This window comes from Tanticharoenia sakaeratensis NBRC 103193, from assembly GCF_000963885.1.
Taxonomy (GTDB): Bacteria; Pseudomonadota; Alphaproteobacteria; order Acetobacterales; family Acetobacteraceae; genus Tanticharoenia; species Tanticharoenia sakaeratensis.
In genome coordinates this window covers 24,756-51,613 of sequence record NZ_BALE01000041.1, presented here as the reverse complement: position 1 = coordinate 51,613, position 26,858 = coordinate 24,756, and the positions used below count along the sequence as shown (strand labels likewise).

Here is a 26,858-nt window from a genome sequence, read left to right as displayed (position 1 = left end):
GCTGGGTCAGGAACGGCAGGAGCACCGGCCAGATCTGGTTGATCTGCATGTCATCGGAGCCCTCCGATGGCGCGGCTGACGGCGAACATGTTGACGCCGATCCAGCCTGCGGAAAGCAGGATCACCGGGTGCAGGCCGTATGAAAACAGGATCTGGTTCTCGGTGATCCACGCGTAGAAGAAGGCCGCCAGAAAGGCCGCCGCGCAGCGTCGCCAGCGCGAGTCCGCCAGCAGCGTGACCATCTGGAAGATCCCGCTTGCGGCCATCACCGCCTGCCAGATCCCGTTCGGCATCAGCAGCATGAACGAGCGCGTGGACGGCAGCGCGTGCAGGTGCTCCGGCCGGGCCATCAGCGACACCGCCCCGAACGAGGCCAGCATTAGTCCGGACCAGGCCTCGGCCCACCAGTGCTCGCGCCGGATCAGCGTGCGCAGGAAATTGCGGGCGCGCCGGATCATGCCGGGCACCGCATCAGCTCGGCCATGGCGGCCTCCAATAAAAAAGCCGCCCAGGGAGGGGCGGCTTGGCAGCGGATCAGAGCACCCGGCTCAGCAGGTCTGGCCGTATTGCGCGGTGTAGTTCTGGAGAAACGCGCGCATGGTCTGCTGGTCGGCCGAGGCCAGGACGCTGTCCCAGATCCCGAGAAACGCAATCTGCGTCGCATAAGTATCGGGGCTGGTCGGGGTGAGGCCGTAATTGCCGAGCACCAGGGACGGCCCGGAGCCGGTATCCGCGGTGATCGCCTGCGAAGTGTCAGTTGAAAGCCCGTTCGTCAGGTCTGCATTGATGACGACGCCCGTCGTTGTGCTCACGTCCAGCGTCAGGCACGCCAACATCCAGTTGCCGAAATTGCCGTCGTTCAGATCCGCGAACAGACTGTTACTCGCCGCCGTCTCGACAAAGGCGTGCATCTGCGTGCCTGGGTTCTTCGTCGGCGCCCACGCCAGAGTGCGCGCGCCGTCCTGCCCGTAGGTCGCAACCAGAGGCTCCTGCTGCGTCGGCGCGGGGGCATTGATGAGCGCCATGATCGTCATCTGCGACGTCTGCGGCACGTTCAGGTTGGCGCAGTAGGTGCCTGTCTGAATGGTCGCGCTCGGCAGCACCGAGCCCAGTGTTCCGGCGTTCAGCTGCGGCAGTTTCGCGCCCGTGAGCGCGGTCATCGCCGTTCCGCCTGGCGCGAGATTGGCGAGCGTGCCGTTGAAGAAGGACGCGAACGCCGGCTGCGCCGAAACAGGTGCTTTCCAGCCGATATTGTTGTCCGCGAACGAGGTGGGCGTGGTGATGCGCAGGCTCATGCTGTGGCTCCGGGGGTGATCTGTACCGCGTAGGGCACGGCGGGATTGGCGAGGCTCATGGTGCTGCCGCTGGTCCGCGCCTTCTGTTCGGGGAACGACGTGCCGTCGCCTGCCGTCCACTGGTAGGGGATCGACGCCACGGTCGGGTCGCTGTCGAAGATGTTGCTCGACCCGTCCGCGCCGTATCCGCCGGCCGGGGCGCAATAGACCCAGGCACCCGCAGGCGGGGGTGCCGTCAGGGTGATGAGGATCGTCAGTTCGCCCACGAGCGCGGTGGATGCGATCGGCACGGTATTGCCGGACCCGTCCACGACGACGAGGCCGTAATTGGGGAGCGTGAGGCTCTCCTGTCCGACGCCCGCAGCCTTGATCGTCAGCGGCGGGACGGGGGCCTGGAAGTCCACCAGGATCTCGCGCCCGAGCGAGGTGGCCGCCGTCATGCGGACGCAGAACGGGATGCGGCCGCCGTTGAACAGCTCGTCGCGCATCTTGGCGCGCATGGCACCGAACCACGCCTCGCCGTTACTCGCAACGTGCGCGTAATAGTCGAACGCCGGATAGACCGCTCCGATGCAATAGGCGCGATCCGGGTTGGCCTCGCAGTAATCGACCTGCGCGCGATGCACGCCCATGTTGTCGAACGTGGTTCCGTTGAACTGCGACAGAACCGCGATTTCCATGCGCGGCGGGGTCGTCTGCCCGCTGATCGCCATGTAATCGGCAGCCTTGGTGGTGTGATACGCCTCAAGCGCCGCCAGATACGTCGCATAGGACGTGCTGCCGTCATTGCCGCCCTGCAACCATTCGATCAGGTAGCACCCGAACGACACGTTCGCGGCCTGCGCGATCCCGGCCAGCGTCTGGAACGCGCTGATGCCGCGGTTGTAGATGTTCGGGTTGGCCCCTTTCGACAGGGCGGCGATCGACTGGCCGCCGATAGCGGAGCAGTAGGTCACGAGCTGGCGGCTCGGATCGGTCAGCAGCCCGCGCGCCTGCAACTGGAACCGGCGGAACGACACGGACGCCTGCACGCATTGCGCCTCGCCCAGATAGTAGCCGCCCGCCCACAGGATCTGGATCGACACGCCCGACACGCCCGACACGGCCACCGGGTTCTGCGAGCCGCCGTTGCCGTAGCTCGCGACAGTGAGCGTCAGCGACTGCGCCGACACCGAGTTGACCGTATAGGCCTGCGTCAGCCCGTAGATGAGCGCCTGGAGATTGTTCGACGCCGCGTCGCCGGTGAACCCGTCCATCTGGATCGTGTCGCCCACCTGCAATCCGGGACACGTCCCCGACTGCCCGGACGTGGCCGACCAAGTGCCCTTGGTGAAATCGGTCGTGGTGTCGGTCGTGGTGAGCGTGCACTGTTGCGCGTTGCTGGAATCGACGACGATCGTCACGTTCGACGGCGCGTAGGCGCACAGCTGATTGCCGGGCCGCGTGATCTGCTCGTCGGTCGTGATATTGTAGGACGTGCCGACGATCGGTTGCAGCGCCGACGAGCCACCGCCCGGGACAAAATCCGTCGAGACGTTGGTGCCCGACTCCGCCCCGTAAACCATGGAGCCCATCATCAGCGCGCCGAGGCTTGCGGACGTGTTGACGGTGCGCGGCGGGACCGAAAACCATCCCATCAGTTCGGACTGGCCGGCGCTGTCGCAATACGAATAGCCCCAGACCGGCGCGGCGTAATTCGCGCTGGCCCGCCGCGCGGACAGCAGCGCGGATCGGGCAAGGTTCGCCGCGTCGTGACGGGCGATCTCGGCCGCCGTGAAACCGGAAGGCGTGTTCGCCAGAGCCGCGCCGAACAGCCCGGTGGTGTCGAAGGCGACATAGCCGGTGCGGTCCATCACGAGGACGCCGGTCAGGCCATCCTCGACGATCTCGAATGCGATCGGCCCAAGCGACGGGTTCACCGCCCCGTCCGGAGACTGCACCGCGCCCGTGGCGTCGATCTCCCAGCCGACGAATCCGTTCGTATCCCGGATCTGGAGCATCCCCGGTGCGTCGGCGTCGAACCTCATGCTCCCGGCCTGGATCGTGTCGCCGGCGGTCGAAAGATTTCCTTGCGTGTCGATCGTCGTCAGCTGGTAGCCCTGCGCGTCGGCAATCTCGAACGCGTTGCCGCCCGAGGCCGTGCCGAGCAGCATTCCGGCCACCTGGGCCGCGACCGTCGCCACGAACTTCGGCGCCGCAACCGGGAGGCCGGCACCTGCACCCCGCAGCCATTCCGTGCCGTTGAAGTAGGCGATGTCGAACGGCTCCCACGCGGCATTGCCGTCGAGGTCCGTCGTGCCGGCATTGGTGACGACGTAGGCAAACCCCTTCGTGCCCGCTCCGCTCGTCAGCGCCGGTGTGTTCGTCGCGGCGTTCCAGAACCCCTGCCACGCGAACGGCAGGTTCCCGCCCATGCCCTGCGAGATCCGGAAGGCCGCCTGCGCGATGATGTTCGCCGCCGCCGTGCCGATGTTCTGGGCGCTGTCCCGCGCCGTCTCCGCGCCGGTCTGGGCGGTCTTGGCCGCGACCGCGCTCACGCCGGACTGGCCGGCCGACTGGCCTGCGGCGACTGCCTGGCCTGCGGCGGACTGGTTGCTTGCCTCTGCGGCGGCTGCGGCACCCGTGGCCGTTGTCACGGCGCCGTTGATATACGGGGTCCCGTTGAGAAGAGGCGCCACCTGCTCGGCGAGCGTGGCAAGCGGTGTCGGCGTGAAGCCGCTCGATGTCTCGGCCGCACGCGCGATCCGATGGCGCCATTCGGGGAAGAGGTCGAGCATCAGACGGCCGCCGCCATCTGCGCGCGCGCGGTCGCCGCCGCGGCGAAAGCCGCAGCGCACGGGAGATGCTTTTTCATGGGGGCCTCAGTTATTCAGAGACGGGTGATACATGTAGGAGAGCGTCTGCCCGACCTCGGCGAAGGTATTGGCTGACTGCGGTGCGCCGTAATACGAAACGATCTCGATCGAATCGCCTTTTTTCACATGCATCACGCCCGACAGGGACATCGTCGAAACGGTCGTATCGGACGCGACCGTGCCGGGATTGTTCGCCGTGCTGGTATTGTAGCTGCTGCCGTTGATCTGCAGCGTCAGCTGACAGGACGACGGCTGCGTGTTCGAGCAGTTGGCGTGCGTGATGGCATGGATGTAGCCGTCATGTGGAACGATCAGCGTATAAGTGAGCTGATTGGTCCAACCGGTTGTGGAAGACGGCGTCGGCTGGAAATAGGTCTGCTGACTGGCACCTTGTGGCGATCCTGCCGGCAGATAGTTGGTCGTCTCAGCCAGCAGCGTTTTCACGGCCGCCTGCAGTTCCGGAATCGTCATATAGAACGGCTGAAGTGATGTGAGCGTCCCCGCGCTCGCCGCCGTCGCCCCGGATGGAATGACGAGCGTGTAGAGCGGAACAACGACGCCAGTCGCCGGAGCAGACGGTGCTGCGGTCGCCGCCACGATCGTCACGTTGGCATTGCGCCGCGTCGGAAGGTTCGAGCCGGTGTTGTTCGGGCCTGCCTGGGTCTGCGACGGGGTCGTCGCGTTGTAGAACGGCAGAACGGTCTCGTCGGTGTCGGTCTCCTGACACACCGCGTAGATCGTATAGGTCGTTCCGGACGACAGGCCGGAGACTGTCTGTGGTGTGTCGTTGATATACTGGTTCGTCACCGGCACCGAACTGGCGGCAACACCGCCGCCTTGGCCGCCGACCGCCGTATAGTCGACGACGCCCCACGCGTTCACGACGCCGATGCCGACACCGAAGGAAAGCGCTGACCCTGACAGCGTGATCGCGAACCCGATCGCACTCGATACCTGCTCGCCGTACACCGTGTCCAACACACGACCGAGCGCTTCCTTGGTCCATTGGCCTTGCAGAAGCTGGTCCGCGTCGAGCGGGATGCTGCCCGGATAGATGATGCGTCGGTCCATGCTGATCCTGCGAGGTGTCTGTTCAGACGGTGTTGGCGCCAACCACGAATGTTCCGAGCTCGGAAGGCGCGTCGGCCTGTATCCAGCCGATCACGCCCTCTGCCTTTGCAGATGCGACTGCGGCGTAGATCGTGCTCAGGGTCAGTGCATTCGGATTGGATGCGATCAGGAAGAACTGGCCGCCGATCAGCGTGCCGGTGCGCAGACCGGCCGTGGCTGTCCCGTAGCCGCCGCCGACGGCCGGCGTGGCCAAGCACCCGTAACCATGGCAGTCGGCCGCGTTCATCGTCTCGATGATCGTGGGCGCAGCCCCCGTGACCGCCTCGACCGCTGCACTGATCGCGGCCCGTGTGTTCTTCTTCGCGATCAGCGACGCCTGGATGCGCGCGATATAAGCCGCATCGGTCTCGCCGCTCTCGCGCGGAAAAGCGCCCGTGCCGAAGACGTCATTCGCAAACGCCTCAATGAAGGTGCCCGCTGAGGTCGTCAGTCGTGTCTGCGCCTGCGCCTCGACGAGAAGCGTCCAGATCCAGGCAAGGCCTGAAGCCAATCCGGTCAGGATCCCGACGAGGACCGGTGCCTGCTCGGGTTCGCCGCTCGCAGGAGGTGAGGGGAACCAGCCGTTGGGCAGGAGACTGCGCAGCCGGCGCACGAAGTCCGATTGATCGCCGGTCGCCATCAGGTCGTCACCAGAACGCTCACCGAGATCGTGCCTGCAACCAGCGCCTGACCTGTCGTAGATGGAATGTCGGCCTGACCGCCATTCAGCAGCACGTCGTTGACGGACAGCACGGTCACGCCGGCCGACGAATAGGCCAGATACGCAAGCCGGGCGTAGGCATAGCCCGCGCTGACGGCCTGGGCCCCGATATCCGCGGCAATGGCTGTTTCGATGGCCGTCTGCACTGCGGCAGCGCTCGACCCGGACGGAACCGTCACCGTCATGGAGATGGTCAGCGTCAGGTCGGTCGGATCGACGACAGCAAAGCCGACACCGCACGCCCGCACGGCATCGATCGCCGCATAGACGCTCGACAACACCGTGTCGGAAGGTGCGCCGGAGCCGTCATTGACCGTCGCCGTGAAGTAGCCGGCCCGGACCGCGCCGTCCGGCGCTGCTCCGTCCTGGATCGAATAGGTGAGGTTCGTCTGCACGCCCTCGATCGCATTCTCGATCGCCGCAACGCTGGCGGTGGCCTTCGCGGCGAGCCAGAGCGGGAACCGCGCGCGCAGTGCGGTATCCGTCTCGCCATCGGCGCCATTCACAAAGGCCGCGCCGTTGGTGACCGTGTCGATACCGGAGATCGACGAGCCAAGCAGGCAGATCGCGCCCTCGGCCACGTTGCCGGACGATCCCGCCGTCTCGGCCTGCACCGGCACTGTGATCGACGCCGTGCCGGCCGGCCGGACATAGCCCGAGGCGGTCGTGCTCCAAGTCGGAAGCGCAGAATCCTTGACGACGAGAAAGTTGATCGCGCCGACCGTCCGGACCACCGCGCCCGGCACGATGGTCGCTGAAGCACTTGCCGGCGTGAACGACGTCATCGTGACGCTGCCGGTCGCGGCAACGCCCGCAAGCCGGGTCATGCCGAAATCCGCGACGAAACTGTCGCAGTCCGACCCTTGCGATGTTGCAAGACGCGTCGTCAGCAGTATCTGGATCGCGATGTATTGGAGCCAGAGCGTCACGCCACCGACTGCTTCCATCAGCGCGCGGCCTGGCGTGCCGACGGTCATATCGAGCAGTGTCGTGCACGCCCCCTGCGCAGCCGCAACCGCCGTCGAAACGACGGTGGAAAACGACCTGAGCGAAAGGGACATGACGTTCCTGGCGCGTCAGATCACGCGCGCGGCAAGCGGTATTTTGGGATGATGTCGCAAGCTAACATGCGGTGCAGTGCGGTACAAGCACTTTAGCGGCTCAACGAAACCGCCCGCGCTGTCTGTGTCGCAAGATCGGTGTAGGTGATCACTGCCTTGTAGGTCCCGTTGGCGACTTGCGACAGTGCGACCGTGACCGGTTGCGTCTGGTCGACCGATGCCTCCAGCGCCATCTGCTGCGACACGATCGCCTGGATGTTGGCGAGGTTTGCAGGCTGGCCGATCTGTGCTGGCAGCCCCGCTCCATAGGTCAGCTCCCAGATGTAATCGCCCTCATTCGTGCAGAGCCGGTGCAGCACGCCCTGTGTCGTCTGGTCTGCACCGCTGACGGTTGCCAGTCCGCCGGCGCTGTTCAGGGACAGATCGCCCCCCATCGTGTGTGTGATCGCACTCATGCGATTGGCTCTCCCGTGTTCCCGCCGTCGTTGCCGTTCGTGTGCTCGTGCGTCTTGCCGCTGATCGTGTCGGCGATCACGTCCGTGTCGGACCGGATCGTGCCGCCCGTCACTGTAAAGCCGGACGCGCTGAGCGTCGCCGTGCACCCGCCGACTGCCCAGACTTGCGACCCGTTCGTCATCGTCTGTGTCGCGTCGCCGGCCCCGCTGTAGAGCGCTGCAGCCGTCAGGTGCCACCAGGGCGCGTTGGCAGCGGCCGATCCCGCCGCCGTTCCGGTCGGGCTTCCAGGTGGCGCGCCGCATCCCGCCATGATCAGCAACTCGCCGGGCTGCGCGGGCGCGCCCGTCGCGGGGCTCGTCGGGGGCGTCACGACGGCATCGAACAGCACTTTGGAGACCATCAGGTTCTCCTGATCGCCCTCCATCGGATCGAGCACGACATGCGTGCCGATCGACGGCGGTGCACAGATCCGGACGTCACCGGCCTGCACCGCACCGAACTGCATCCACCCCGTCTCGACATTGTCGGGTTGCACCAGCGCCTTGACCGCATAGCGCACCGGGTCAACCGCTGAGATGATGCCGAACACGGACTTGCCGAGCCGGCCGGTGCCGGCGCTGACCAGCGCGCGCATGTCAGTCATCGTCGCCTCCGTCCGTGTTCGACCCGTCTGATGCCTCGCGGCTGCGCATGGTCATGTTCTGCGTGAACATCTGGTCGAGCGAATACTGCGTCTGTACCGCATCGATCGTGTATGGCGCGCTGTCCGACACGTCGAACGTCGAGTTCGTCCCGGCGATCACCCCGAAATGCCGTGGCGCGAGCCCGATCCGTCCGGGAATCTCGATCGTGACGGTCCGGTCGTGCGCCACGATCTTCTGGTAATAGTCCTGCGCGCGGGCCTCGACGTCGGCCTGCGGCATGTTCGGCGGCAGGCGCAGCGTATAGAGCGTGCCATTGCTGTCGGCAGCCGTCGGGGATTTTCCGAGAGCCGAGAAGAAGCACTGCGCCTTGATCCGCTGCCGGCTGTCCCAGGACACGGCATGCACGACGACGCCTTTCGCGACCTGGAAATTCCGGCGCAGCCGCAGGCCGGTCCCGCCCACCGTGATCGGTCCGCCGGATGCCGAGGTCAGCGGCCCCGGATCGCTGTAGTGGATGTGATGCGTCGTCGGCGCGCTTGCGCTGCCCGGCACCGGATACGGCGCGCAGATGATCGTCCTGCCGTCTGCATAGAGATCGCAGCCCGCGATGTCGGCGATGTGCCGTGCCAGATCATAGGCCGTCTGGAAGCGATGGTGCGACGATCCTGACGTGCGCTTGTGCTCGATCTGCCAGAACTGGCCCGTCATCCCGGCCGGAAACGACACGTCTGCCGTGAGCCCGGCGGCTTCGATCATCGTCGTGATCAGCTCGACACCCGTCTTGTTCATCCAGGAATCCTGCACCCGCAGGTCCAGCAGCTTCGCCAGATAGTCGCGGCACTCGATATCGAGCGTCGTCTGGTCCGGCCCCCAGTTCACCGCATCCACGATACCCGCGAAGACCTGTTCCCACTGCGCGCCGGAGACCGCCTCGTCGCGCATCTCGATCGCGACCTCGATATCGGCCAGTGCCGAACCATCGGTCGGGCTCGCCGGGTCGAACCAGTAAGGCCGCGACAGCTTCGCCAGCGCGGACCGGTCGACTGCGAGCGACACCTGCGCCGTGTCGGATCGTGCATAACGCGTCCGATCCGTCGAAAACGACACCAGGCGCGTCTCGGGGTGCTCCGCGCCGTTGATCAGGAGCCGGGCGCGCGGCACGCGCCACCAGCGATGCGCACGCGTCGCCGTGACGGTGATCGACTCGCCGGAGGAAAGCGCCTGGCTCAAGACGTTGCATCCGGCAGCCCGCTCGTCAGCGTGGCATTTGCCATCGGGATCTGGAGCGTCACAGGGGCCGTCAGCCATGCCAGATCGGGATCGGTCATGCCGTTTGCCTGCGCGATCCGCCACCACTGCGTGGCATCGCCGAGCTGCGCCGCCGCAACATGATAGAGCGACACGTCCGCGGCGCTGACGGTGACCGACGCCATGTCAGGCGCTCACGATCGGTGCGGCCTGCACCGACCCGGTGGCCGTCGCAAGATTGCGCGCCGCCCGGTTCACGGAGCCCGCCGCGTCTGCCGCCGCCGACTGGATCTGTGCGTTCTGCGCCAGCGCATTCAGGCTCGCCGCCGATCCATCGAACGAGATGCTGTCCAGGTTAGCGCCTGTCGTGGACAGAACCGACGAAAGCCCGGCGCCAGCGCTCTGCAGCGCTGCGCCAGCCTGGGCGGCTGTGGCGGGAAGCGTCGAGAAGTCCGTGCCAGCCTGCGCCGCGCCCGAGACCACCTGAAGGTCGTTCGTGACCGACGCCAGCGGGCTGCCAACACCCACGATATTCGCGATCGGCGTGACCTGCCCAATGACCGTCTGCGCCGCGCCCGCGTAGTTCTCGATCGTCTGGCTGACGTCGCTCACTGTGTCCGAGATCGATGTGATCGCCGACGCCGCATCAGTCCCGACGAGTGACGACAGCGTCTTGCCGGTCGCCGCCTGCGCATTCTGTGCCGCCGCCTGCATCTCCAGGGTCAGCCGATACGGGATCACCGCACCCTTGGCCGTGTAGTCGTAGGCATAGTCGAAGATGAAGGCCTGCGTGGAGACAGCGGCGGCGATGAAGCGGATTGGCTTGCCGCGCTGATACAACTTTTGAAGCGTCTGGGCCCGGGCGAGCGCGTTCTGCCCCGTAAACGTCCCCGCCATCTCGATGCGATTGGGGTCGCCGCCGGCGCTGTCAATCAGGCGATCGCCGCCGGGAAGCTGGTGAACGATCAGACGCTGCTGACCGCCGACCCGAAGGACAGAAGGGACTTCCATCCCGGTCAGGGTAAAGTTGTCGAGGGAAACGGGCGATGAGACCTGACCGCGTGTGATCGCCCCGATCGCGTTCTCGATATCAAAAACAGTGAAGGCCACAGATCTGCTCCGCAAAGGATTCTACGGAGAATCTATCGTGAGCCCTCGCGAGGTACAAGCAAAACGGTAGCCTACTGCATGATGTGCCAGCGTTTGCCTGCCGGAGGCAGCGTCGAATTGCGCGGAACAAACGCGTAGCCGGCGTCATTCACTGATGGGTCCTCGGCCATCGCTTGCAGGACGGGATCGTCGCGCAGATCGAGCGGAATCTGGCGCGCGCCGGACTCGGTCAAGCCTGTGCCTTCAGTGAACTGTTCACAACGGCTCGCTGCACCATCAAACGGCAGTCGCCCGCTGATATTGCTCCCATGTGCCATCTCCCAACGCACGCACTGGCTGTCGGTCATGCCGGGCAGGCGGCCCATTTGGGCGCAGGCGCTGAGACACAAGACGGCGGCGAGGAGAAGGAGCGGGCGCATGGGGTGGGAACGTAGCATGTGTCCGTTGCTTTTGCGCATTACCCTCTCTGGGTGATGGCACGCTCAATGGCTGCCTGCACATCGGATATCATCTTGCCGTCGTAGCTCGAAAGCGCACGCTGATCGGAACTCGATGTGCGAAATATGAGATGATATTTGGGTTTTAGAGAAGCTGCGCCGCAAATCAGAAATATCGCAAGCGTGACGAAAATCGTCATTGTCTCAGACAAAAGCACATCCACGGGGGAAGGTTTTTGAAACGCATCGGAAACTTCTCCGATAAGCGCCAGGCCTGCGATAATAGAGAAGAGCGCTCCCAATATATTGTGGGCCTTGCGAACTAAAACGCTACCAATATTGGCGACAGAATAAGACGCCTCATCAATCCGCACCAACGTGGTGGTAACGCTGACGCCATTTTCATAGTAAATGAACTGATCCTGCACAAGCATGCCCTCGGCCCACTGTATTCCGTCCAATATTATGACGGATTGTCGCGGAGGGGGAGTGGGGATCAGGCCGACACGCCCTCTTTGATCGAAACGCCAGCCGGGACACCCCACGCAGACCAAATGACCTGGATCATCGAAAAGCCGATCCTGTGTATTAGGCCGAAAGCGCTAGGCGGGCAATAAACCCAGATCGGCTCTCTCCTGCGTCTTTCGCGCGCGCATCAAGTCTGGCCAGAACACGCCTCGGCAACGTGATGTTCACACGCTCCGCACGCTCGTCGAAGATCGTGGGATCAATGTTGACGAAGCCGGGCATCCATCCGGATCCGCTCCATTCAGGGGTTTGAACGATCGCATCCAGACGCGACGGCGCTGGTATGCTCTCCCCACGATCAATCATGTCCTCGATCCAGAGCGTGGCCGCTTCGGTCGCATTGGTCACGGCTTCGTCCAGCGTGTCTCCCGCCGAGAAGCACCCCGGTAGATCGGGAAGCACCACACCAAATGCGGTCGTGTCAGTGCCGAATTCGATCATGATCGGATAACGCATTGCTTCTTCTCTCCGCGTCACTTGAGACCGGCCTGCTAACGGATCGCCGCGACCAGTGTGGCAGCGACATCGTGCGCAGGTCAGGTGTCAGCGATCGCCATCATCCACTGTCACGGCTATGCCCCGTGCGCGGCATTCGTTGAAGAGCCACCGGCTGCCCACCGCGCATCCAGATGTGGGGACGTTCTGAGGCTGGTAGGACGCGGCGACGTCGGTGGCGGGTCAAAGACGCCTTCGGACAGATATTTCAAAGAGTTCGCTACTCCCGCGTGGGAGTAAGGTTTGGCAATCACGCCATGTGCCCCGAGAAAGTCTTTGGGCACAAGTGAGACGTTCGCCGTCATGAAGACGATCAGCGCGTCGGGCCAGCGTCTCTGAATCACCTTGCAGGCGTCCAGCCCGCTGCTGCCATTGGCGAGCTGTATATCAACGAAAGCGAGCGTGGGGTTGATGGTGTCAGGAAGTCCTTCCACGTCGTCGGCGCTGGCAGCATGAGCGATGACCTGGTTCCCGCTGTCTTCAACCAGCGCCTCCATGTCCATGACGATCAGCATCTCGTCCTCGACGATGAGGACATCCATGACGTCGCTCATTCACATGCTCCTCGTTTTTGAAAAGCTGATGGTGACGCAGGTGCCAGGTGAGTTTCCGCTCCATGTGGCTTCAACGCCGGCTTGTCGTGCAAGCCGGGTGACGAGCGACATCCCGATACTTTTCGTGCGCTTCGCCGAGGGCATCCCTGGCCCATCATCGCAGATCCTGATGAGAGGCCGCTCATCTTCGTCGGCGACTACAACCGTCAGCCTGCCGCTCCGGCCGCTGGCGAAGGCGTGTTTGACGGCGTTGGTGAGGGTTTCGTTGATGACCAACCCTAACGCTGATGCCTGAGCCGCTTCGACAAAAAGCGGGCGCGTGTTGACGTGCAGGTCGATGTCAGATCGGCCGCTGGAACCGACCACATCGTGCGCAAGACCGCCCGCGAACGTGCCAATATCAAATTGGGTGACGTTTTCGGACTGGTAGAGTTGGCGGTGCACCACCGCGAGCGCGTCGACGCGCTCCAGCATGCTCTCGAGCTTCGCGGTGATGGCGGTGTCGTCGATGCTCCGGGCCTGCAGGCGCAGCAGCGATCCAATCATCGTGAGATTGTTTTTGACCCGATGATCGACCTCGTGAAGCAACATGGTCTTGGCTTGGAGGGCAGAGCGCAGATCGGCCGTACGTCGTTCGACCTCGCGCTCGACCAGTTCTTTCTGATGGTTGATGATGTTCCGGGCTTCAATGCGATCCGTGACATCAAGCTGGGACGCGAAGAAAAACCGTATCACGCCCTCCTTATCCCGGACGGGGGAAAGATACAGCGCATTCCAGAATTGGGTGCCGTCCTTGCGATAGTTCAGGATGTCGGCCTCGACGTCGTGCCCCTCGTCGATCGCCTGGCGTATCTTCGCAACGGTCGCGACATCGGTGTCCGGGCCCTGCAAAAATCGGCAGTTTCGTCCAACGATTTCGTCACGCGCGTAGCCCGTCAGGTTCTGGAACGCGACATTGCAATAAACGATTGGGTTGTCGTCGCGAGCCGGGTCGGTAATCACCATAGGCATGCGCGTCGCGCGGACCGCCGCGGCGAAGGGGTCGCCACGCCCGTGTTCGTAGGCAAGGGCGTCAGTAAGATGCCAGTCGTCTGGTTGCTGCAAAAACTCTCTCCGGACCGTGCCGCTTGGCTCGAACGCCATACGGTCGCGATCGATCAACCTATAGCGTAAAGGCCTTGCCGACCAACGCGCTAACCACCTGCATCACAAGCAATGCTGGGTGGCTCTATTCCGTGGCGGCTCGACTAACCCTTTCGCTCTCAAGTCGGACCGCGCCAATCGCGACGCCCGGAAAAGGATCAACCCCGGTTAGCGCCTGCAGTTCCTGGCGCCCGGTTTCGTGACAGCGTTCCTCGTCAGTGTTTTCGCACACGATGACCACGCCAGCGCGATCGGCCGGGTCATAGATCGCCTTCCATACGGCGACCGGGACCGGCACATGGTCCGGCCCGATCGTCTGCGGTGCAGTCCCGTACACCGGACCGGTCACGACGAAGATCTCACCGTCCGCGGTCGCCAGATCTCGGACGGCGTGCTCGATCCGGTCCCACTTGCCTGAGTTGAGCCGGGCATCCTGCGGCACTACGTTCGATAGCAAGTACGTCTCGTCTCGCTCGGGCCCATGCGGCATGTCAGCGCTCGGCGTCAGGTGCCCGCGCGTCCATCCCGATCGGCGGAAGTCGTCGAGTTCGGAGCGGAAGCCGGGCCAGAGTCGGTGGTCTGGCTCAAACGTGCTGCGCCCGGGCTCCGCCTCGGCCTGCTCAAGCCCTTCCTCGGTAAGATGCTCTGCGCTCCAGATCGGCTCGCCGTGCCGGTCCACGCCGACCGCATAGCCTTTATTGCAGAGCATGCGGGTCGCGGTGCCGGACACTGGCGCTGTCTGGCCGACGAACATTGCGGCGCAGGCTGAGGGCGGACGGACCGTGCACGAATGCGACAACAGGAGGGCGACGGCGGCAACCCACACTGTCGAGGCGGGAAAGGTCAAGGTAAAGGGATATCCGGTGTTGCCTTACGCTGAATGAACGATCATTCAGCCGACTTGTGCGTCAGAGCGTTCAACAGGTGCCCAAGACTGCGCCGCGCCTCGCCATCTATTTTGCGCCAGCTATCTACCAAAGCCCGTTCAGCATCTGAAAGTTCGGTGCCTGCAAGCACCTGAGCAGAACCTGACAGATAAAGGCTCTCTTCAAGCCTCTGCACGATCTCGGCATTCATTGAATGGGAACGCGCGTCAGAGGCCGCCTTGAGGCGATCCAGAAGATCCCTTGAGGCCCTCAATGTGAACGTAGCGCGTTGATCATCGGACATGCTGTATCGCTAACGGAAAGTGGCGCATCTTTCCAGTTGACTTCATAATGACTTCATAATGACTTCATAATGACTTCATAATACGAAGTCAAAGTGACTTCATTTTGGAAAGGCCATGAAAGACATAGCATTTCTCACGCTTCGAATAGACCGCGAACTTCTCAGCTTTATGCGAGATTTAGCAGCTTCGAATGACAGAAGCATGAACGGCGAGTTCTGCGCGATGGCGCGCGAACTGCAAGCCAAAACGAAAGAGGCGTCAGGGTCCGGTTTGGCGACTTCCCCCAACGCCTCTCAACAGTGAATCAGGAGACCACTGCAATGACCGCAGATAGCACAAACACGTCCATTGCTTCCAGCGCCATCCTTTCAGCAGCGGTTGGCCTGACAATGTCGTCCCGTGAGATCGCAGAGTTGACGGGGAAGGAGCACAAGAACGTCATTCGCGACATCGAAGGAATGATTGGTGCCCTTGAAAAGGATGGCTCAAATCTGATCCATCAGGCAAATTCAATGGGTTATGTTCGTCATAAGGACGCGCGCGGATATACCTCGTCGATCGATCTGACGCAGGATCTGACTTACAACCTTGTGCTTGGCTACGACGCGGCTCGCCGCCTCAAAGTCGTCCGCCGCTGGATGGATCTGGAGCACGGCGCCGCCCAGCCGAACGCCACCACCCTCTCACGCGAGCAGGAGATCGCGATCACGGCGCTGCGTGCGGACATCCAGCGCGCGTCGCTCCAGATGAACCGGCTCGTCGACACGACCGTGCTGGAGATCATGGGCGTCACGAAGTCGGACCGGAAGCGTCGGCCCCGCACGGAGCTGACCGGCATCCAGCATGCCAACGGCATGTTCCGGTCGCTGCTGTCGTTCAACAAGGCGACGGGCCTCGATCGCAATCAGGCGATCCTTGCGGCGAATGCGGCGGTAAAGCGCGAGACCGGCATCGACCTGATGGCGATTTCCGGCACGACGCACTTGACGGCGATTGAGACCGACCAGCTTCTTACACCGACCGCGATCGGCCAGCGCTGCAACGGGCTCGGCGCCCAGGCGATCAATCGCGCTTTGCGGGCGATGGGCTACCAGGCCAAGGAGAAGGTCGGGCGCGATGAGGTGTGGCTCCCGACTAAGGCGGGCGAGCCGTACGCTGTGATGCAGGACACCGGGAAGGCGCACACGGACGGCACGCCGGTTCGCCAGCTCAAGTGGCGAGCAAACGTCGTGGCGCGCGTGGAGGAATGGCTGGCGAGTGCGCCGGGAGGTGACGTCCCTTTCGCGCGCACCCCGGAGCCGGTGTCATGACGGGTCTGGCCGGGGTCGAACCCGGCGCGCCTCGCATGACGGGCAGCGAGATCGCGCGGGCGCTCGGGCGGTGCATCGACGTGTTTCCTGATGTTCGCGCCAGCAGCCCCAAACCGCTTGAAGAACAGCGCGACAAGCTGCGCGGCGCTGCCCGCGCCATCATGCAGCTTTGGAGCGAGCTGGATGCAGAGGAGACGATTACCCGGTTCGCTGCCCGCAAGGCGAAGACGTTGGAGGGGGCGCTTTAGGGCGCCCGTTTGACCGTTATGCGACTGGAGGTCGGATTGGCAGCCGATGTTTCCTATGGCTGCTGATGCACGACACGCTCAAAGCTGTGCTACAGCAGCTCCGGGGTCATACCAAACGCGCCCTCGATAAAACGCCGCTGTTCGGCGGACATCATGCCAATTACGGCTCCGTAAGCAACAATATCGCGCTCGCTAGCGCTTTTCATGTCGAAGACGGTAGGGCATCCCAGAATTTTCCTCCCAATGCGCTCGATATCGGGCCCGTAGGAACGAGGACCTACCGGACGAAACGACTCCCAGCCGCTTGGCATTACCCGATCGGCGGTTATGACTTCGGTAAGCCTGTTACCGCACAGATAGCGTGCGGTTCTCGGGTTTAGGAAGGATACCGTCGCCTCAGTCCCGGGGTTGACGAATGTTTGGTAGGGTTTGATTGGGAAACGCCGCACGTCGTGCTCAATGCGGAAGGGAGCCAACCCTTCCGTCAAGAAAAGGCAATACGGGACGTCGCGGACAATCAAGCCCAAAAGCAACTGATCCGGTTGGCGATCCAGAACCACGCTTCCGTCGCGGACTGCAATGTAGTCACCAGCTTCGTTTTGGAAGCTGCATAACATCAAATCCGATTGATGGTCCGGGAAACAGGCGTCTAGAAGACTCTCAGGCCTAGTGTGATCCGACGCCCACCCCATGGCCCGCTGATGGGAGAAAAAATCTTTGCTCTCACTGAATGTCTCAAGCTTATCGCGATGGCTGCGACCGAAAGCCGACTGGGCAAAAATAGAACGAAGCAGAGCTCCGCTCCCGTCCATCTGTTCAGCGAGAAAGGAAACATAGTTTTCTGTCATCTGCCGCAGTATGCTATCAACAGCGGCAGAATAATTCGAGTCGATTCCACTCTCTATCTGCAAGAGTTCAGCACTCAACAGATCGCCGATCGCGTTGTGCGTCAGCTCACGTCGCAGATCGCTGCCCCAGTATTGCCTGCGCACCAAGTGTTCTACGGAACGGTAGCGATAATGGATGAGGCGCGCGCCCTCCCAGTCGGGTGCCTCGCCCGTCAACCCAGGATGCCCAGGCGCCCATTTCACGGGGCGACCAGCAGCGTCCGCAATGCGGTCATCGGGCACAGGAGCGCTATGGACGTAGTTGATCGCGTCATCAGCTATGGACCTCGGCCGGGCCATAACCTTCGTATGTCGGTTCAAAAAATAATTTTTGTCAGAATGCTTGGCGAAGCTCTCGTATGGCGGTCCAGATGGGCGCCTAATGTAGCCATCACAACCAAAATTGCACCAATTGAACGCTATACAATCATAATCATCAAACAAGGTCACGTAATCTTTGACATTTTTCCCATACAAATCGAGATACTCATCGGCATCAAAAAAAGCTATCCAATCAAATTCATCGCGATATAGCTTATTTACATGATTATAGACTTGAACCTGACGGACATCGTGACGCGTAGCACTCCACTCGATGCGCGTTACTCGAATATCGAAATCGCCTTTCATTGAAAGCAGAGAGGCATATGTTCCGTCTTCTGACGCATCGTCATAAACTATGACGGAATCAAACCCGAGCGCAAAGTACCACGCAGCCCAATACACTATGTCTTCTTTTTCGTTTTTAACTACACATAACGCAGCACATCTAATTCGCTGGGCTGATGATGAACTTTTACCCATGAATCTTGCGGGATGTATTGAATCTGCAGTATCGACGGCAAATTTTTTCGCATTAAGATTCATGAATAATCTCCAGCGTCGGAGGAATTTTTCGTCACGGACCCTTCTCTTTTGGGCTATCTAACATATCGAGAATTGTCAAATCTTTAACGAATTCTATCGCCCGCGAGCGGAAAACTTGACTTACCTGAGCCCAGATGCACTCAGAAGGCCCATTCGGGCCTCAATGCCCCGGACTCGCCCCCGGCAGCGGCGGGTGCTGGAGGGGGTCCCACTGCCCGGTGGTGGCGGTGGGGCTCGGGCGATCGTCCCGAACCGTGACCTGAATGTTCTTCTGCGCGAGCGCGCGCTTAAACTCGGCGATGTAGCGATCATCCCGATCGTTGATCCAGCTCGCCAAGCCGCTCAAGCCGCCCAAGACTGCGCCTGTCCCGGCACCGGCAGCAGTTCCCACGCCAGGGACAACGGATCCAACACCCGCCCCCGGTACGGCGCCAGCTGCTGCCCCGAGAGCCGCACTCCGTAGCGGAGCAGGTAACAGCGAGTATGCAGTTCCGATCAGACGGGCCGCTCCGACCATGACCGCTGTGATCAGGTGCACATCATCCCCAAACTGGCGCACGTCATTTGGATGCTCATGCACATAGCTCGTTACCTCGGTCAGAGCCTTCGTGATGAGCTGTACCGAGCTAACGACTGGCGTCATCATGGCCTGAGACGTGACGGCCTCGAATGCGCGCCACGCCTCTGTGAATGACGAGAACTGTGCGCCAGGAGCATTCTGAAGATACGCCATCAATGGCGCGTCGCCCTGCGCCTGCTGCGCCAGATTCCGCTGATACTCCCGACTGTAGAGAGTCGTATCAGCGCTCAAGGATGCGCCCAGGCGCTGTACCGTCGATCGGGAGAATATCCGATTCATCTCTTGGATGACGGAATTCCGATCGGTGTATCCGTGCGATGAAAGCGCTGGAACGAGCGTGTCATAATACCATTGCGCGGGATCACGGACGAGTTCGTCTCGGTTGACGACGTTGCCACCATGGTCCCGCAGTCCAAGCCGTGTCTGCTCCTGCGCGTAGGCTCGATTGCGCGTGTTTGGCGCTGGTGCCAGCATCAATTGGTCGAGCGACGAAAGTGCCGTGCCAGCTCGGCTTTCCTGCATTACGCGCATGATGGATGGCAGACGCGCAGTCAGAAAATTCATGTCCGCGCCAGAAGCGCCAACGCCGAATTGTCGCAAACCAGTCAGATATTGAGGCAGACTGAACGTGCCCTGCATCGCATATGCTGTTTGCGAAAGGCGGCTGATAAAGGTCTGGAGCTTACCGACATCCAGTTGGCCATTAGGGCCGTTCAGACCGGAAATTTCGCCTGCCTGAATAGCCGCCTCAACCTGCTGCACGGCATTGGGCCCAGCGCCGCGAAGTGCAAAAATCTGCCCCGCTCGGGCCAAGGTTGGAGCAAGCTGAAGGGCTTCACCTGCGTCCGCAGTGATGCCTGACGCGCGGGCAATCATCTCTAACGTGCCGGTGTAGCTCGCCCCGGGCGTATTGCGGACCGCCGCCAGCGCCGCATCTGATGCTTGGCTGAGTTGGAGGTCCGAAAACAGCCGCCCGTTTGGGCCATACGCGTGCGCCATCAGCGCGAGCGTGTCATCGGCTTGCTCACCTTGCCGGAACATGGCGTGGATGCCGTGAGCCCCTCCGTAAATCCCAGCGAACGCGGCCCAAGGACCGATACGAGGCACGTAAGGCGCAACGCGGCCAAGACCGGACGCGACTGCCTGCGCCGTCTGACGGTTCTGCTGCGCTCGAATGAAGCCTGGAGGCACTGCAGGTCCGTACTGCGGGCCATTTGCGGTCGCAGCAGTTCCGAACACAAAATTCGGCGTATAACTTGACCCCCGGAAGTTGGGCCCGCTGCCGTAGCTGTCTCCCTGTCCGGGGATAACGGTGAGGGCAGTGCTCGGCGCGCGCGAAGGCGGTGGCAGCAACAACTGAGATCGAACAGTTTGCGGTGTCAGCGGCGCCGGCCCGTAAGGCGCGCCCACGATTATGCCGTCACCTCCTAAAATGCTGTTGCTGGGAATGCCCGCCGTCGCAGTGGTGCGGAAGGCGTTTGGATCATAACTGAGACGGAGCGGTGGAGGAGGCAAAAGGCGCTGCGAAGCGAGTGGAGCCGCACCGCCGGATCCTGAGGAAGCACTATCGGCCTGCGCGTTCCGTGCAGAAGAGGCGCCATTTCCTGATGCCGAGGTTCCTCCGCTGCCCGCGAAGCCACGGAATCGGCTGCTCGCCGACGCGATATCTCGGGCTGCGCGAGCCGCGCGTTCGAGATCGTTAGCCATGCCGGATGCAAGCCGGCGAGACCCGCCGAGCGCCGAAGCCATCTGCGTAAAGCCCACCTGAGCCTCGCGCTGCGCCGCCGTGATCCGGGCCATCCCCGCGATGATTTCATCCACCATGCGGTTGACGCGCGTCGCATCCGCGACAAACGAGACGGCGATCTGGTATGCTTCGACTGACATGGCAATCCGGACTATTCAATGAGGCGCCGATACGGGCGCGCAAGACGCGGCGGTGGCGAAGCGGCCCTGATTATGGGTCTGTTCATTGCCGCATGCTGGACAATTTGGATTTGCGGATTGCTGTTCTGGTGGGCAGGGCTGGTCCTGTTCGACCTTGCGCGCTGGAGCTTTGCAGCTTTCCGGGCCAGGCGTGCTAGCCTTTCATGGCCTCAGTGGGAATCGTCCTTTCCGGCGACGCCGCTCGGCGCACAGCCATGGGGACAGCTTGGCGCGGATGCCACGACGGCGCAGATCGGCACTTCGTACGAACATCACTGCGCAAAAAGTTTCCGCGCCGCAGGATGGGCGGTGCGTCATGTCGGAGGCTCCGGCGACGCGGGCTGCGATCTCATCGCGTCACGCAATGGCCGAACGATGTCGATCCAATGCAAGGGATATTCCAAGCCAACAGGGAGCAGGGCCGTGCAGGAGGCGCACGCCGGGCGGGGCTATCACCGCACGGCTGGCGCCTGCGTCATCGCCCCGAAGGGCTTCACTCCTCAAGCACGAGACATGGCCCGGCGACTGGAAGTGCTTCTGATATCCGACTCACAGATCCGAATTCTCTGATTCGTCTGTGACCGGGCGGTTGGGCAAAGGTCGGCCTTCCAGGGCCCTGACGATCGCACGCGAAACGCCATCGACGACTCTGTCCTCATTGCGAATTGCAGCAACGGAAAGCTCCGGACGGGGCGGCTGATAATTAACGCCCTTGTCCGTGTATATCGTGCGGCCCAACTCGAAATAAACCGCATGCAGGTCATCTGACCCGATGGATGCATCCACGCGCAGCGCGGACTCACTGACGCGCGTTCCGTAGCTCTCGCGCATGTCTCCCGATCGAAGCCCCGGGTCGTCTGGCGTATAACCCATTCGGATCCGCTCATTGATGGTGCGATCGGCAAGCGGCGCGGTCGGCAGTCCTGCTTCTGGCCCTTCAAGATAATGCCCGATCTGGACCTTTGTCTCAGTCTTGATGAGATCAGCGCCATCGGCGACACCGCGGTGCACCGCGCCCGGAAGTGTCCCGATCACCCGATCCCGGAGAAAGGCAGCAAACGCGTCCGGGCTTCGAAACTGGCGCATCATTCACCGGCCTTCTGAAGATAGGTCATCGTTTCCCATGAAAACACAGCGCCTTTGCGCTCGGATATGGCTACACATGCGGCCATTCTCCGGGCTCGCGACCACGTTTTGGACAGATCCCATGGCACCCCGTGCTCAGCGAGGAATAGCATCTCCTGAAACACGGGATGCCTGCTCAGTTTTTTGCGGTGGCTGCCTCTTCGCTGAGTGACCCGTCAGCGACGCCAGGCTCTTTCTGCTTTTCAGGGTAAAGCGTGCGTTGCACGGCCAGAACGCCGGCATTGCCCAGCTTCCGGGCAAGCTTCTTGATCTCTTCTTTCGTGATCGGCATCTGCTCGGGCACGTCGTCGATCGCGGTGACACTCGCGATCATCTGCGCATAACCCATCCACGCGCCAGCAGCCTCGCTGTTCATCGCTGAGCCTGCGGCCTCGATCAGGTCGAGCTGGTCGCCTGGATCAAGTTCGCGCAGTGTCAACTTGCGCCCGTCGTCCAGTGTGATCGAATCAGGAATATTACTCATGAAATTTTTGTCCTCTGGGATGCATAGAATTCAGCCGACTGGTTGATGATGTTTTCCTGACGCCACTCGTCGCTGCTCAGCGAAAACGCGACCTGGCTATATTCCCAGGTCGTTGTGCTCCCGTCCGGTTCATCGATGTATTGGTACAGCGTGCCCTGCTGGATAATGCCGGAAGACCAGAAGCCGCTTTCGATTGACGCAACGAGCGTGTCCAGATTGGCGTTAGCGCGCACGATCTGGAAACGTCCCTCCCAGCCATCAGGGATCCTAAACTGGACCGGCAGACTGTTGAGCGGCGCAGCGCGGAGCGTCTGCGTCATCTGCCGTGCCTGAAATCCCGTCACATCGCGGAGATCGACACGACTGCCGCCCCAGAGGAAAGTGATCCGGCAATTTCGGCCGATCGAATAGGCAGCCTGAGCCATAACGACGCCCCCTTACGAGCTGGCGGAGGTCGTCACGGTGACCGACGATCCGCCCTGAAGATTGACGATGAACTTCTTGACGATGCCCTGGTACTGGATCTGGACATCGACCTGCAGGTAGCCGAGCGACGTACGCGAGACAGGGTTGTTCGAGACGTCGCAGACCACGGCGTAAGGCGTGCTGCCGTCCGTCGTGCCGAGAATTCCCTGCGAGAGGCAGGACGACAGGAATGCGAGGAACGTCGATCGCACGTCGCTGAACAGCGTCGCGTTGATCGTGGCGCCGATATACGTGCCCAGGCTCGTCGCGAAGGATTCCGCAAAATAGTTGGTCAGGCGCGTGTAGCTGTCGTCGGACTCGACGGCCGTCCCGCTCGTGTTGATGCCGGCGCGGCACGCCCAGTAGCTGCCGCCAGGGGCCGGGTAGCAGATGACGTCGAGATCGCCGTCAATCAGCGCCTCGAGTTCGGCGCTCGAGTAGGTCAGGGACGCGCCTGTTGAGGCGAGGCCGGACTTCTGACTGCCCACAACGCCGTAGAGCTGCTTGTTCAGGCTCGACTGCTGCGGCCCGAGCCCCGCCATGACACCCACCGCATGCAGAGACGGCGGAATGAGCATCAGGCCGTTCGTGTCGTCGTTCCACCACAGCCAGTCTCCGAACATGCACTTCAGCGCATAGGACGTGGCCCCGGACGACGCGAAGGTCGTGGTCCCGTTGCTGATCGTGTCGCCGGACGGTCCGGACGTGACCATGTAGATGCCGTTCGACAGTCCAAATGCCGCCTGCGTGCTCCACGAGGTGGAGTCCGTCAGGCCGCACAGCACGCCGAACGCGCAGCTCTGGCTGGCGAGGGCATACATGCCTGTGCCGGATCCGGTGCTGGACCCGGCAGAGCCGAGGAAAGCTGTGGTGGAAGGCGTGCCGCCGTCCGTGCCGCCGGCCAGCGACGTCGCCGCAATCGCGGCATAGGTCGGGCTCGAGCCAATGGACATGACGATCAGCGCCGCAGCGTCTGCGGCCACGGCCGCCTGGATTGCGGCCCAGCTGACGCCGGTATAGGCCTTCGTGCCGAGCAGCGCGTGGCCGACCGTCAGCGTGCCACCGGCACCGCTTGCTGCTGGCGCGAACTGCACCGAAATCGCGTTACCCTGCGTGCCGGTATAGATCCCGGTGAACGTGATGCCGTTCGCTGTCAGCGTCGCCGCGGTGTCAGTCCCGTCCGTGACACGCACGCAACGGAAGTCCGCAGCGCCCTGGAGGTAGGCGACGTTGACCGCCAGCCCCAGGTCGGACGTGAGTGCCTGCTTCGGTCCATAGGCGCTCAAGTAGTCGTTCATGCCGCCGATCACGACGGGCTTGTTGACCGGGCCCCATCCTGCCGTGCCGACAAAGCCGATCCGGCTCGTGGACACGCCGTTGATGTTGAGCGTACTGGGCGCAACGATCTGGACATACATGCCCGGCACGACCAGGGCCGTCGTGTTCAGGGCGCCGGACTGATAGATGGTCGCCATTACGGGGCATCCTTTCGAGCGGCGGCCGACAGAACGCGCACGCAGTTGTGGCCGAGCTGTCCGGTCTTGCTCAGCGCCTCGATTGTTGCGGCGTCCTTGATGACGTCGCCGGGCTTGTAGGAAGCGAAGGGCGACCGCACGACGTATTCGAAGGATGGCGCCGCGCCCGTGCCGGACGTTGCAGCGCCTCCGCTGCTGACGACCGTGCCACTCGCCGCAGTCCCGCCCGACGAGATGGTGCCGCCGCCGGACACAGGTTCGCTGGCCGACGAGCCCGCGCTCGTAGCCGATGTGCCGCTCATCGTTTTCTCCTGGAATTTAGGCCGGATCGCCGGCCAGATTGCCGCTGCCGTCCTGAAGAACGTAGCCGCCTGAATTCACGAACAGCCCCGCATAGGGCTGCTGCACCTGGCCGATCAGGTTGCCGCCTGCATCGATCAGAATGTCGCCATTGGAATCGGTCGCGATGCCGGCGATCGGCGCCGTCTGTCCGAAAGGCTGCAGCACGACGCCGGCCTCCGCGACCACGCGGGACATGCCGATGCCAAACATCATCTGCGGCGCGGTCATGGTCTGCACGGTATCGAACTCGAGCCAGTATCGAAGGTCGCGCCGGTAGATGCCCTGGTTCTGGCCACCATCCACTTCGATCGCGCCAGCGCCGACGATCTGGGATGCCGTGCCGTCCATATTGGCGATCCAGTTCGTGCCAGCGAGGCCGGCGTCCAGGGCAAGCCCCAGTGCGTCCCGGCGCTGCCAGGAAATCGACCAGACGGAGACAGAGAACATCTGCCGCTGCCGACGCACCACACGACGTGCCGTTGCAGTCCCGCCAGTGACAGGCGCGATGGAAGACACGCCCGGGAACGTGACGCTCGCGCCCGACGAATAGGCCCCGGGGATCTGGCCGGCGAGCGCCGCCGCGATCGTGTCCGCTGTGTCAGTGCTCTGGACGACGTAGGAAATGGCGACGTTCGGCTGCACGACGCTGCCGGGCATGGCAGTGAGCGTCGCGCCCACAACTCCGGACGGTATCGCGCTGCTTGTGATCACCACCGTCAGCGTGTCGCCATCCGCTGCGAGCGTCACTGTTGCCGCAGTCTGCGAGATCGTCTCCCAAGGCCAGCCAAGCGGCTCGGACAGAGGGCGAAACGCGCCGCCGATCGGCATGACGCTCACCAGATCGATGCCCTTGGCCATTCCGCAGGCACCGGAGAAATCCGGCTGTGTCGGCCATCCGCGGCGCACGATCGTCTGCGTCCCGGTGACGGATCCGGTGACCGGCGAAAGACCGTCGGGATAGATCACGGATGCGGCCGTCATCGCGAGCGCCGAAGCCGTACTGCCGATGTCAGCCATCAGATCTGCACGACCTCCATCTGACAGCGCGTTCCATAAGGCGAGGGCTCAACGGCCGTGAGCCGATAAGGCGTTCCGAGATCGGTGACCGCCGTCATGGCTACAGCCGGCACGAAGTCCGGCATGACCGGCAGGAACATCTCGAATTCACCGGCGCGCAGGTCGCCCGGAATGCCGGTTTCAGGCACCTGACCCTTGTTCTTCAGCGTGATGAAGGCGGGCCAGCCCGATGCGAGAGCCGTGCCGCCGAAGACAGGCGAGGGGCCGTATTCGGCGTTGTCGTACCCTGCCATTGAGCACGTGGCGCCCGCTCCGATCGTGGAGCCCGCGCCCGCATCGCCAGACAGCGTGACCGTCCGGTTCGTCAGCATGCAGACCGGCGGCCGATAGGGCTCGACGCGCGCCACGAAATACGTGCCGATCGGCGCCACGAAAATGTCGCCGGCCAGAACGTCCGTCGTATCGACCAGGGCCCATGTGACAGGCTTGTCCCAGAGCGGCGGCGATCGGAACGCGAAGGCCGGATTGTTCGAGAAATCGGCCATCGGCGTCGCGATCGCGGCTGCCAGCGGCTCCGTCAGCGACGCGGGACGGTATTGAGACACCATTGCCCCCAGCCGAAGCGCGGCCTTTGCGTATCCGGCCGCGACCTTCTTCTGGATGAGCGCCTGATTAACCACGTTACGTCCTGCGCGAGCGCGCTATCTTGTTGTCGAGCGCCACGACAGCCCGGTCGATCGTCTTGGCCTCGCGGGTGCGCTTGAACTGCTTCACCGGCATGCCGACGAGTGCGGCGTTCTGGCGGTCCTCGCGGCGGTCCTGCTGGGACCTCACATAAGCCGCGAGAGTTGTGGGCTTGCGCGGCATGATTCACTCCCCGGCCGGTAGATCCGGATCCTGCCTCTCGGGGTCGGCAGCTTCCGGTGCGCCGCCGCCCTCGTGCTCCGCCGGCTGGATCTGAGCGCTCGTCGGCCCGCGATAGGCAGCTTCACCGGGAATAAGCGGGCGCGCGCGGCCCTCGGCCGGTGTGGTGTTGCCCTTGGCGTCGACCAGATCGCCGACAGCCGCGATCGAGCTGTCCACGCGCAACACATGCTCGCCCGTCAACGCGACCGGGCCATGCTCGGGCTCCGCCTCGCCCTGGGCGATGTCTCCGAAGGGATGATGCTCGTGGTCGTAGGTATGGACGATCTTCGCGATGACACCATTTCGGACCAGTGCCCAGGCCGTGCGCGGGAACGGCACGCCCATGGCGTTCAGGCGCGGTTCGTCGTCCCGAAGGCTTTCGACGTCGGTCATGATGC

General features: G+C 62.9%; 32 protein-coding genes. 3 read left to right on the top strand and 29 right to left on the bottom strand.

Annotated elements, in window-relative coordinates; translation table 11 throughout:
- Positions 1-50 precede the first annotated feature (50 nt).
- From B8446_RS13040 to B8446_RS12955, 18 genes are all read right to left on the bottom strand, one after another.
- A complete protein-coding gene (locus B8446_RS13040; RefSeq protein WP_048850293.1) occupies positions 51-458 on the bottom strand; it encodes a hypothetical protein in 408 nt (135 codons plus the stop codon).
- A 90-nt stretch (positions 459-548) separates the two neighbouring features.
- Entirely contained in the window at positions 549-1,295 is a 747-nt protein-coding gene (locus tag B8446_RS13035; protein ID WP_048850291.1) for a hypothetical protein, read from the bottom strand.
- Complete coding sequence (locus B8446_RS13030) at positions 1,292-4,072, bottom strand: hypothetical protein (RefSeq protein WP_148505998.1); 2,781 nt, start codon at positions 4,070-4,072, stop codon at positions 1,292-1,294. The genes B8446_RS13035 and B8446_RS13030 overlap by 4 nt, the downstream gene beginning before the upstream one ends.
- Positions 4,073-4,156: 84 nt before the next feature.
- Positions 4,157-5,221: a hypothetical protein gene (locus B8446_RS13025; protein WP_053053878.1), complete on the bottom strand. Its 1,065-nt coding sequence runs from the start codon at positions 5,219-5,221 to the stop codon at positions 4,157-4,159.
- 22 nt (positions 5,222-5,243) lie between these two features.
- Entirely contained in the window at positions 5,244-5,900 is a 657-nt protein-coding gene (locus B8446_RS13020) for a hypothetical protein (protein WP_048850287.1), read from the bottom strand.
- Positions 5,900-7,042 (bottom strand): baseplate J/gp47 family protein, encoded by a 1,143-nt coding sequence (locus B8446_RS13015; protein WP_048850285.1) that lies wholly within the window; start codon positions 7,040-7,042, stop codon positions 5,900-5,902. Before B8446_RS13015 ends, B8446_RS13020 begins: the two co-directional genes overlap by 1 nt.
- A gap of 92 nt (positions 7,043-7,134) precedes the next feature.
- On the bottom strand, positions 7,135-7,497 hold the full coding sequence (locus tag B8446_RS13010) for a hypothetical protein (protein ID WP_048850283.1): 363 nt from the start codon (positions 7,495-7,497) through the stop codon (positions 7,135-7,137).
- Positions 7,494-8,141: a phage baseplate assembly protein V gene (locus B8446_RS13005; RefSeq protein ID WP_048850282.1), complete on the bottom strand. Its 648-nt coding sequence runs from the start codon at positions 8,139-8,141 to the stop codon at positions 7,494-7,496. The genes B8446_RS13010 and B8446_RS13005 overlap by 4 nt, the downstream gene beginning before the upstream one ends.
- Positions 8,134-9,372: a hypothetical protein gene (locus B8446_RS13000; protein ID WP_048850280.1), complete on the bottom strand. Its 1,239-nt coding sequence runs from the start codon at positions 9,370-9,372 to the stop codon at positions 8,134-8,136. Before B8446_RS13000 ends, B8446_RS13005 begins: the two co-directional genes overlap by 8 nt.
- Positions 9,369-9,575, bottom strand: a complete 207-nt coding sequence (locus B8446_RS12995) for a hypothetical protein (protein WP_048850279.1) — start codon at positions 9,573-9,575, stop codon at positions 9,369-9,371. The genes B8446_RS13000 and B8446_RS12995 overlap by 4 nt, the downstream gene beginning before the upstream one ends.
- A gap of 1 nt (position 9,576) precedes the next feature.
- Entirely contained in the window at positions 9,577-10,500 is a 924-nt protein-coding gene (locus tag B8446_RS12990; RefSeq protein ID WP_048850277.1) for a hypothetical protein, read from the bottom strand.
- Positions 10,501-10,571: 71 nt separating this feature from the next.
- Complete coding sequence (locus B8446_RS12985; RefSeq protein ID WP_148505997.1) at positions 10,572-10,958, bottom strand: hypothetical protein; 387 nt, start codon at positions 10,956-10,958, stop codon at positions 10,572-10,574.
- Entirely contained in the window at positions 10,958-11,371 is a 414-nt protein-coding gene (locus B8446_RS12980; RefSeq protein WP_148505996.1) for a DUF6232 family protein, read from the bottom strand. Before B8446_RS12980 ends, B8446_RS12985 begins: the two co-directional genes overlap by 1 nt.
- Before the next feature lie 154 nt (positions 11,372-11,525).
- Positions 11,526-11,921: a type II toxin-antitoxin system HicB family antitoxin gene (locus tag B8446_RS12975; RefSeq protein ID WP_048850270.1), complete on the bottom strand. Its 396-nt coding sequence runs from the start codon at positions 11,919-11,921 to the stop codon at positions 11,526-11,528.
- Positions 11,922-12,037: 116 nt separating this feature from the next.
- Positions 12,038-12,514 carry a response regulator gene (locus B8446_RS12970; protein ID WP_048850268.1) on the bottom strand — a complete coding sequence of 159 codons (477 nt, stop codon included), beginning with the start codon at positions 12,512-12,514 and terminating at the stop codon, positions 12,038-12,040.
- Positions 12,515-13,675: a histidine kinase dimerization/phosphoacceptor domain -containing protein gene (locus B8446_RS12965; RefSeq protein ID WP_199484116.1), complete on the bottom strand. Its 1,161-nt coding sequence runs from the start codon at positions 13,673-13,675 to the stop codon at positions 12,515-12,517.
- Positions 13,676-13,742: 67 nt separating this feature from the next.
- On the bottom strand, positions 13,743-14,387 hold the full coding sequence (locus B8446_RS12960) for a DNA/RNA non-specific endonuclease (protein ID WP_158507592.1): 645 nt from the start codon (positions 14,385-14,387) through the stop codon (positions 13,743-13,745).
- Between the two features lie 158 nt (positions 14,388-14,545).
- On the bottom strand, positions 14,546-14,827 hold the full coding sequence (locus tag B8446_RS12955) for an Arc family DNA-binding protein (RefSeq protein WP_048850265.1): 282 nt from the start codon (positions 14,825-14,827) through the stop codon (positions 14,546-14,548).
- A gap of 321 nt (positions 14,828-15,148) precedes the next feature.
- Between B8446_RS12955 and B8446_RS12945 the strand changes: the two genes are divergently transcribed.
- Positions 15,149-16,138, top strand: coding sequence for a Rha family transcriptional regulator (locus B8446_RS12945; RefSeq protein ID WP_053053874.1), 990 nt, complete (start codon positions 15,149-15,151; stop codon positions 16,136-16,138).
- On the top strand, positions 16,135-16,386 hold the full coding sequence (locus B8446_RS12940; protein ID WP_048850261.1) for a hypothetical protein: 252 nt from the start codon (positions 16,135-16,137) through the stop codon (positions 16,384-16,386). The genes B8446_RS12945 and B8446_RS12940 overlap by 4 nt, the downstream gene beginning before the upstream one ends.
- Positions 16,387-16,475: 89 nt before the next feature.
- Here the strand turns inward: B8446_RS12940 and B8446_RS12935 are convergent, their stop codons facing one another.
- Positions 16,476-18,140: a glycosyltransferase family 2 protein gene (locus B8446_RS12935; RefSeq protein WP_084712329.1), complete on the bottom strand. Its 1,665-nt coding sequence runs from the start codon at positions 18,138-18,140 to the stop codon at positions 16,476-16,478.
- Between the two features lie 160 nt (positions 18,141-18,300).
- Entirely contained in the window at positions 18,301-20,607 is a 2,307-nt protein-coding gene (locus B8446_RS16445) for a hypothetical protein (protein WP_199484115.1), read from the bottom strand.
- A gap of 18 nt (positions 20,608-20,625) precedes the next feature.
- On the opposite strand from B8446_RS16445, the gene B8446_RS16785 reads away from it, so the two are divergent.
- Complete coding sequence (locus B8446_RS16785) at positions 20,626-21,216, top strand: restriction endonuclease (RefSeq protein WP_084712328.1); 591 nt, start codon at positions 20,626-20,628, stop codon at positions 21,214-21,216.
- Here the strand turns inward: B8446_RS16785 and B8446_RS12920 are convergent.
- The 9 genes from B8446_RS12920 to B8446_RS12880 form a co-directional block, all read right to left on the bottom strand.
- Positions 21,196-21,657, bottom strand: a complete 462-nt coding sequence (locus B8446_RS12920; protein ID WP_241767786.1) for a hypothetical protein — start codon at positions 21,655-21,657, stop codon at positions 21,196-21,198. The two genes, B8446_RS16785 and B8446_RS12920, sit on opposite strands and share 21 nt — an antisense overlap.
- Positions 21,658-21,907: 250 nt before the next feature.
- Entirely contained in the window at positions 21,908-22,255 is a 348-nt protein-coding gene (locus B8446_RS12915) for a hypothetical protein (protein ID WP_048850252.1), read from the bottom strand.
- Positions 22,252-22,575: a hypothetical protein gene (locus B8446_RS12910; RefSeq protein WP_241767785.1), complete on the bottom strand. Its 324-nt coding sequence runs from the start codon at positions 22,573-22,575 to the stop codon at positions 22,252-22,254. Before B8446_RS12910 ends, B8446_RS12915 begins: the two co-directional genes overlap by 4 nt.
- A gap of 117 nt (positions 22,576-22,692) precedes the next feature.
- Complete coding sequence (locus tag B8446_RS12905) at positions 22,693-24,195, bottom strand: phage tail sheath protein (RefSeq protein WP_048850248.1); 1,503 nt, start codon at positions 24,193-24,195, stop codon at positions 22,693-22,695.
- Entirely contained in the window at positions 24,195-24,497 is a 303-nt protein-coding gene (locus B8446_RS12900) for a hypothetical protein (protein ID WP_048850247.1), read from the bottom strand. Before B8446_RS12900 ends, B8446_RS12905 begins: the two co-directional genes overlap by 1 nt.
- A 16-nt stretch (positions 24,498-24,513) precedes the next feature.
- On the bottom strand, positions 24,514-25,554 hold the full coding sequence (locus B8446_RS12895; RefSeq protein ID WP_048850244.1) for a hypothetical protein: 1,041 nt from the start codon (positions 25,552-25,554) through the stop codon (positions 24,514-24,516).
- Positions 25,554-26,234 (bottom strand): hypothetical protein, encoded by a 681-nt coding sequence (locus B8446_RS12890; RefSeq protein WP_048850242.1) that lies wholly within the window; start codon positions 26,232-26,234, stop codon positions 25,554-25,556. The genes B8446_RS12895 and B8446_RS12890 overlap by 1 nt, the downstream gene beginning before the upstream one ends.
- A 1-nt stretch (position 26,235) precedes the next feature.
- Positions 26,236-26,421 carry a hypothetical protein gene (locus tag B8446_RS12885; RefSeq protein ID WP_048850240.1) on the bottom strand — a complete coding sequence of 62 codons (186 nt, stop codon included), beginning with the start codon at positions 26,419-26,421 and terminating at the stop codon, positions 26,236-26,238.
- A gap of 3 nt (positions 26,422-26,424) precedes the next feature.
- Positions 26,425-26,853 (bottom strand): hypothetical protein, encoded by a 429-nt coding sequence (locus tag B8446_RS12880; RefSeq protein WP_048850239.1) that lies wholly within the window; start codon positions 26,851-26,853, stop codon positions 26,425-26,427.
- Between the last annotated feature and the right edge of the window lie 5 nt (positions 26,854-26,858).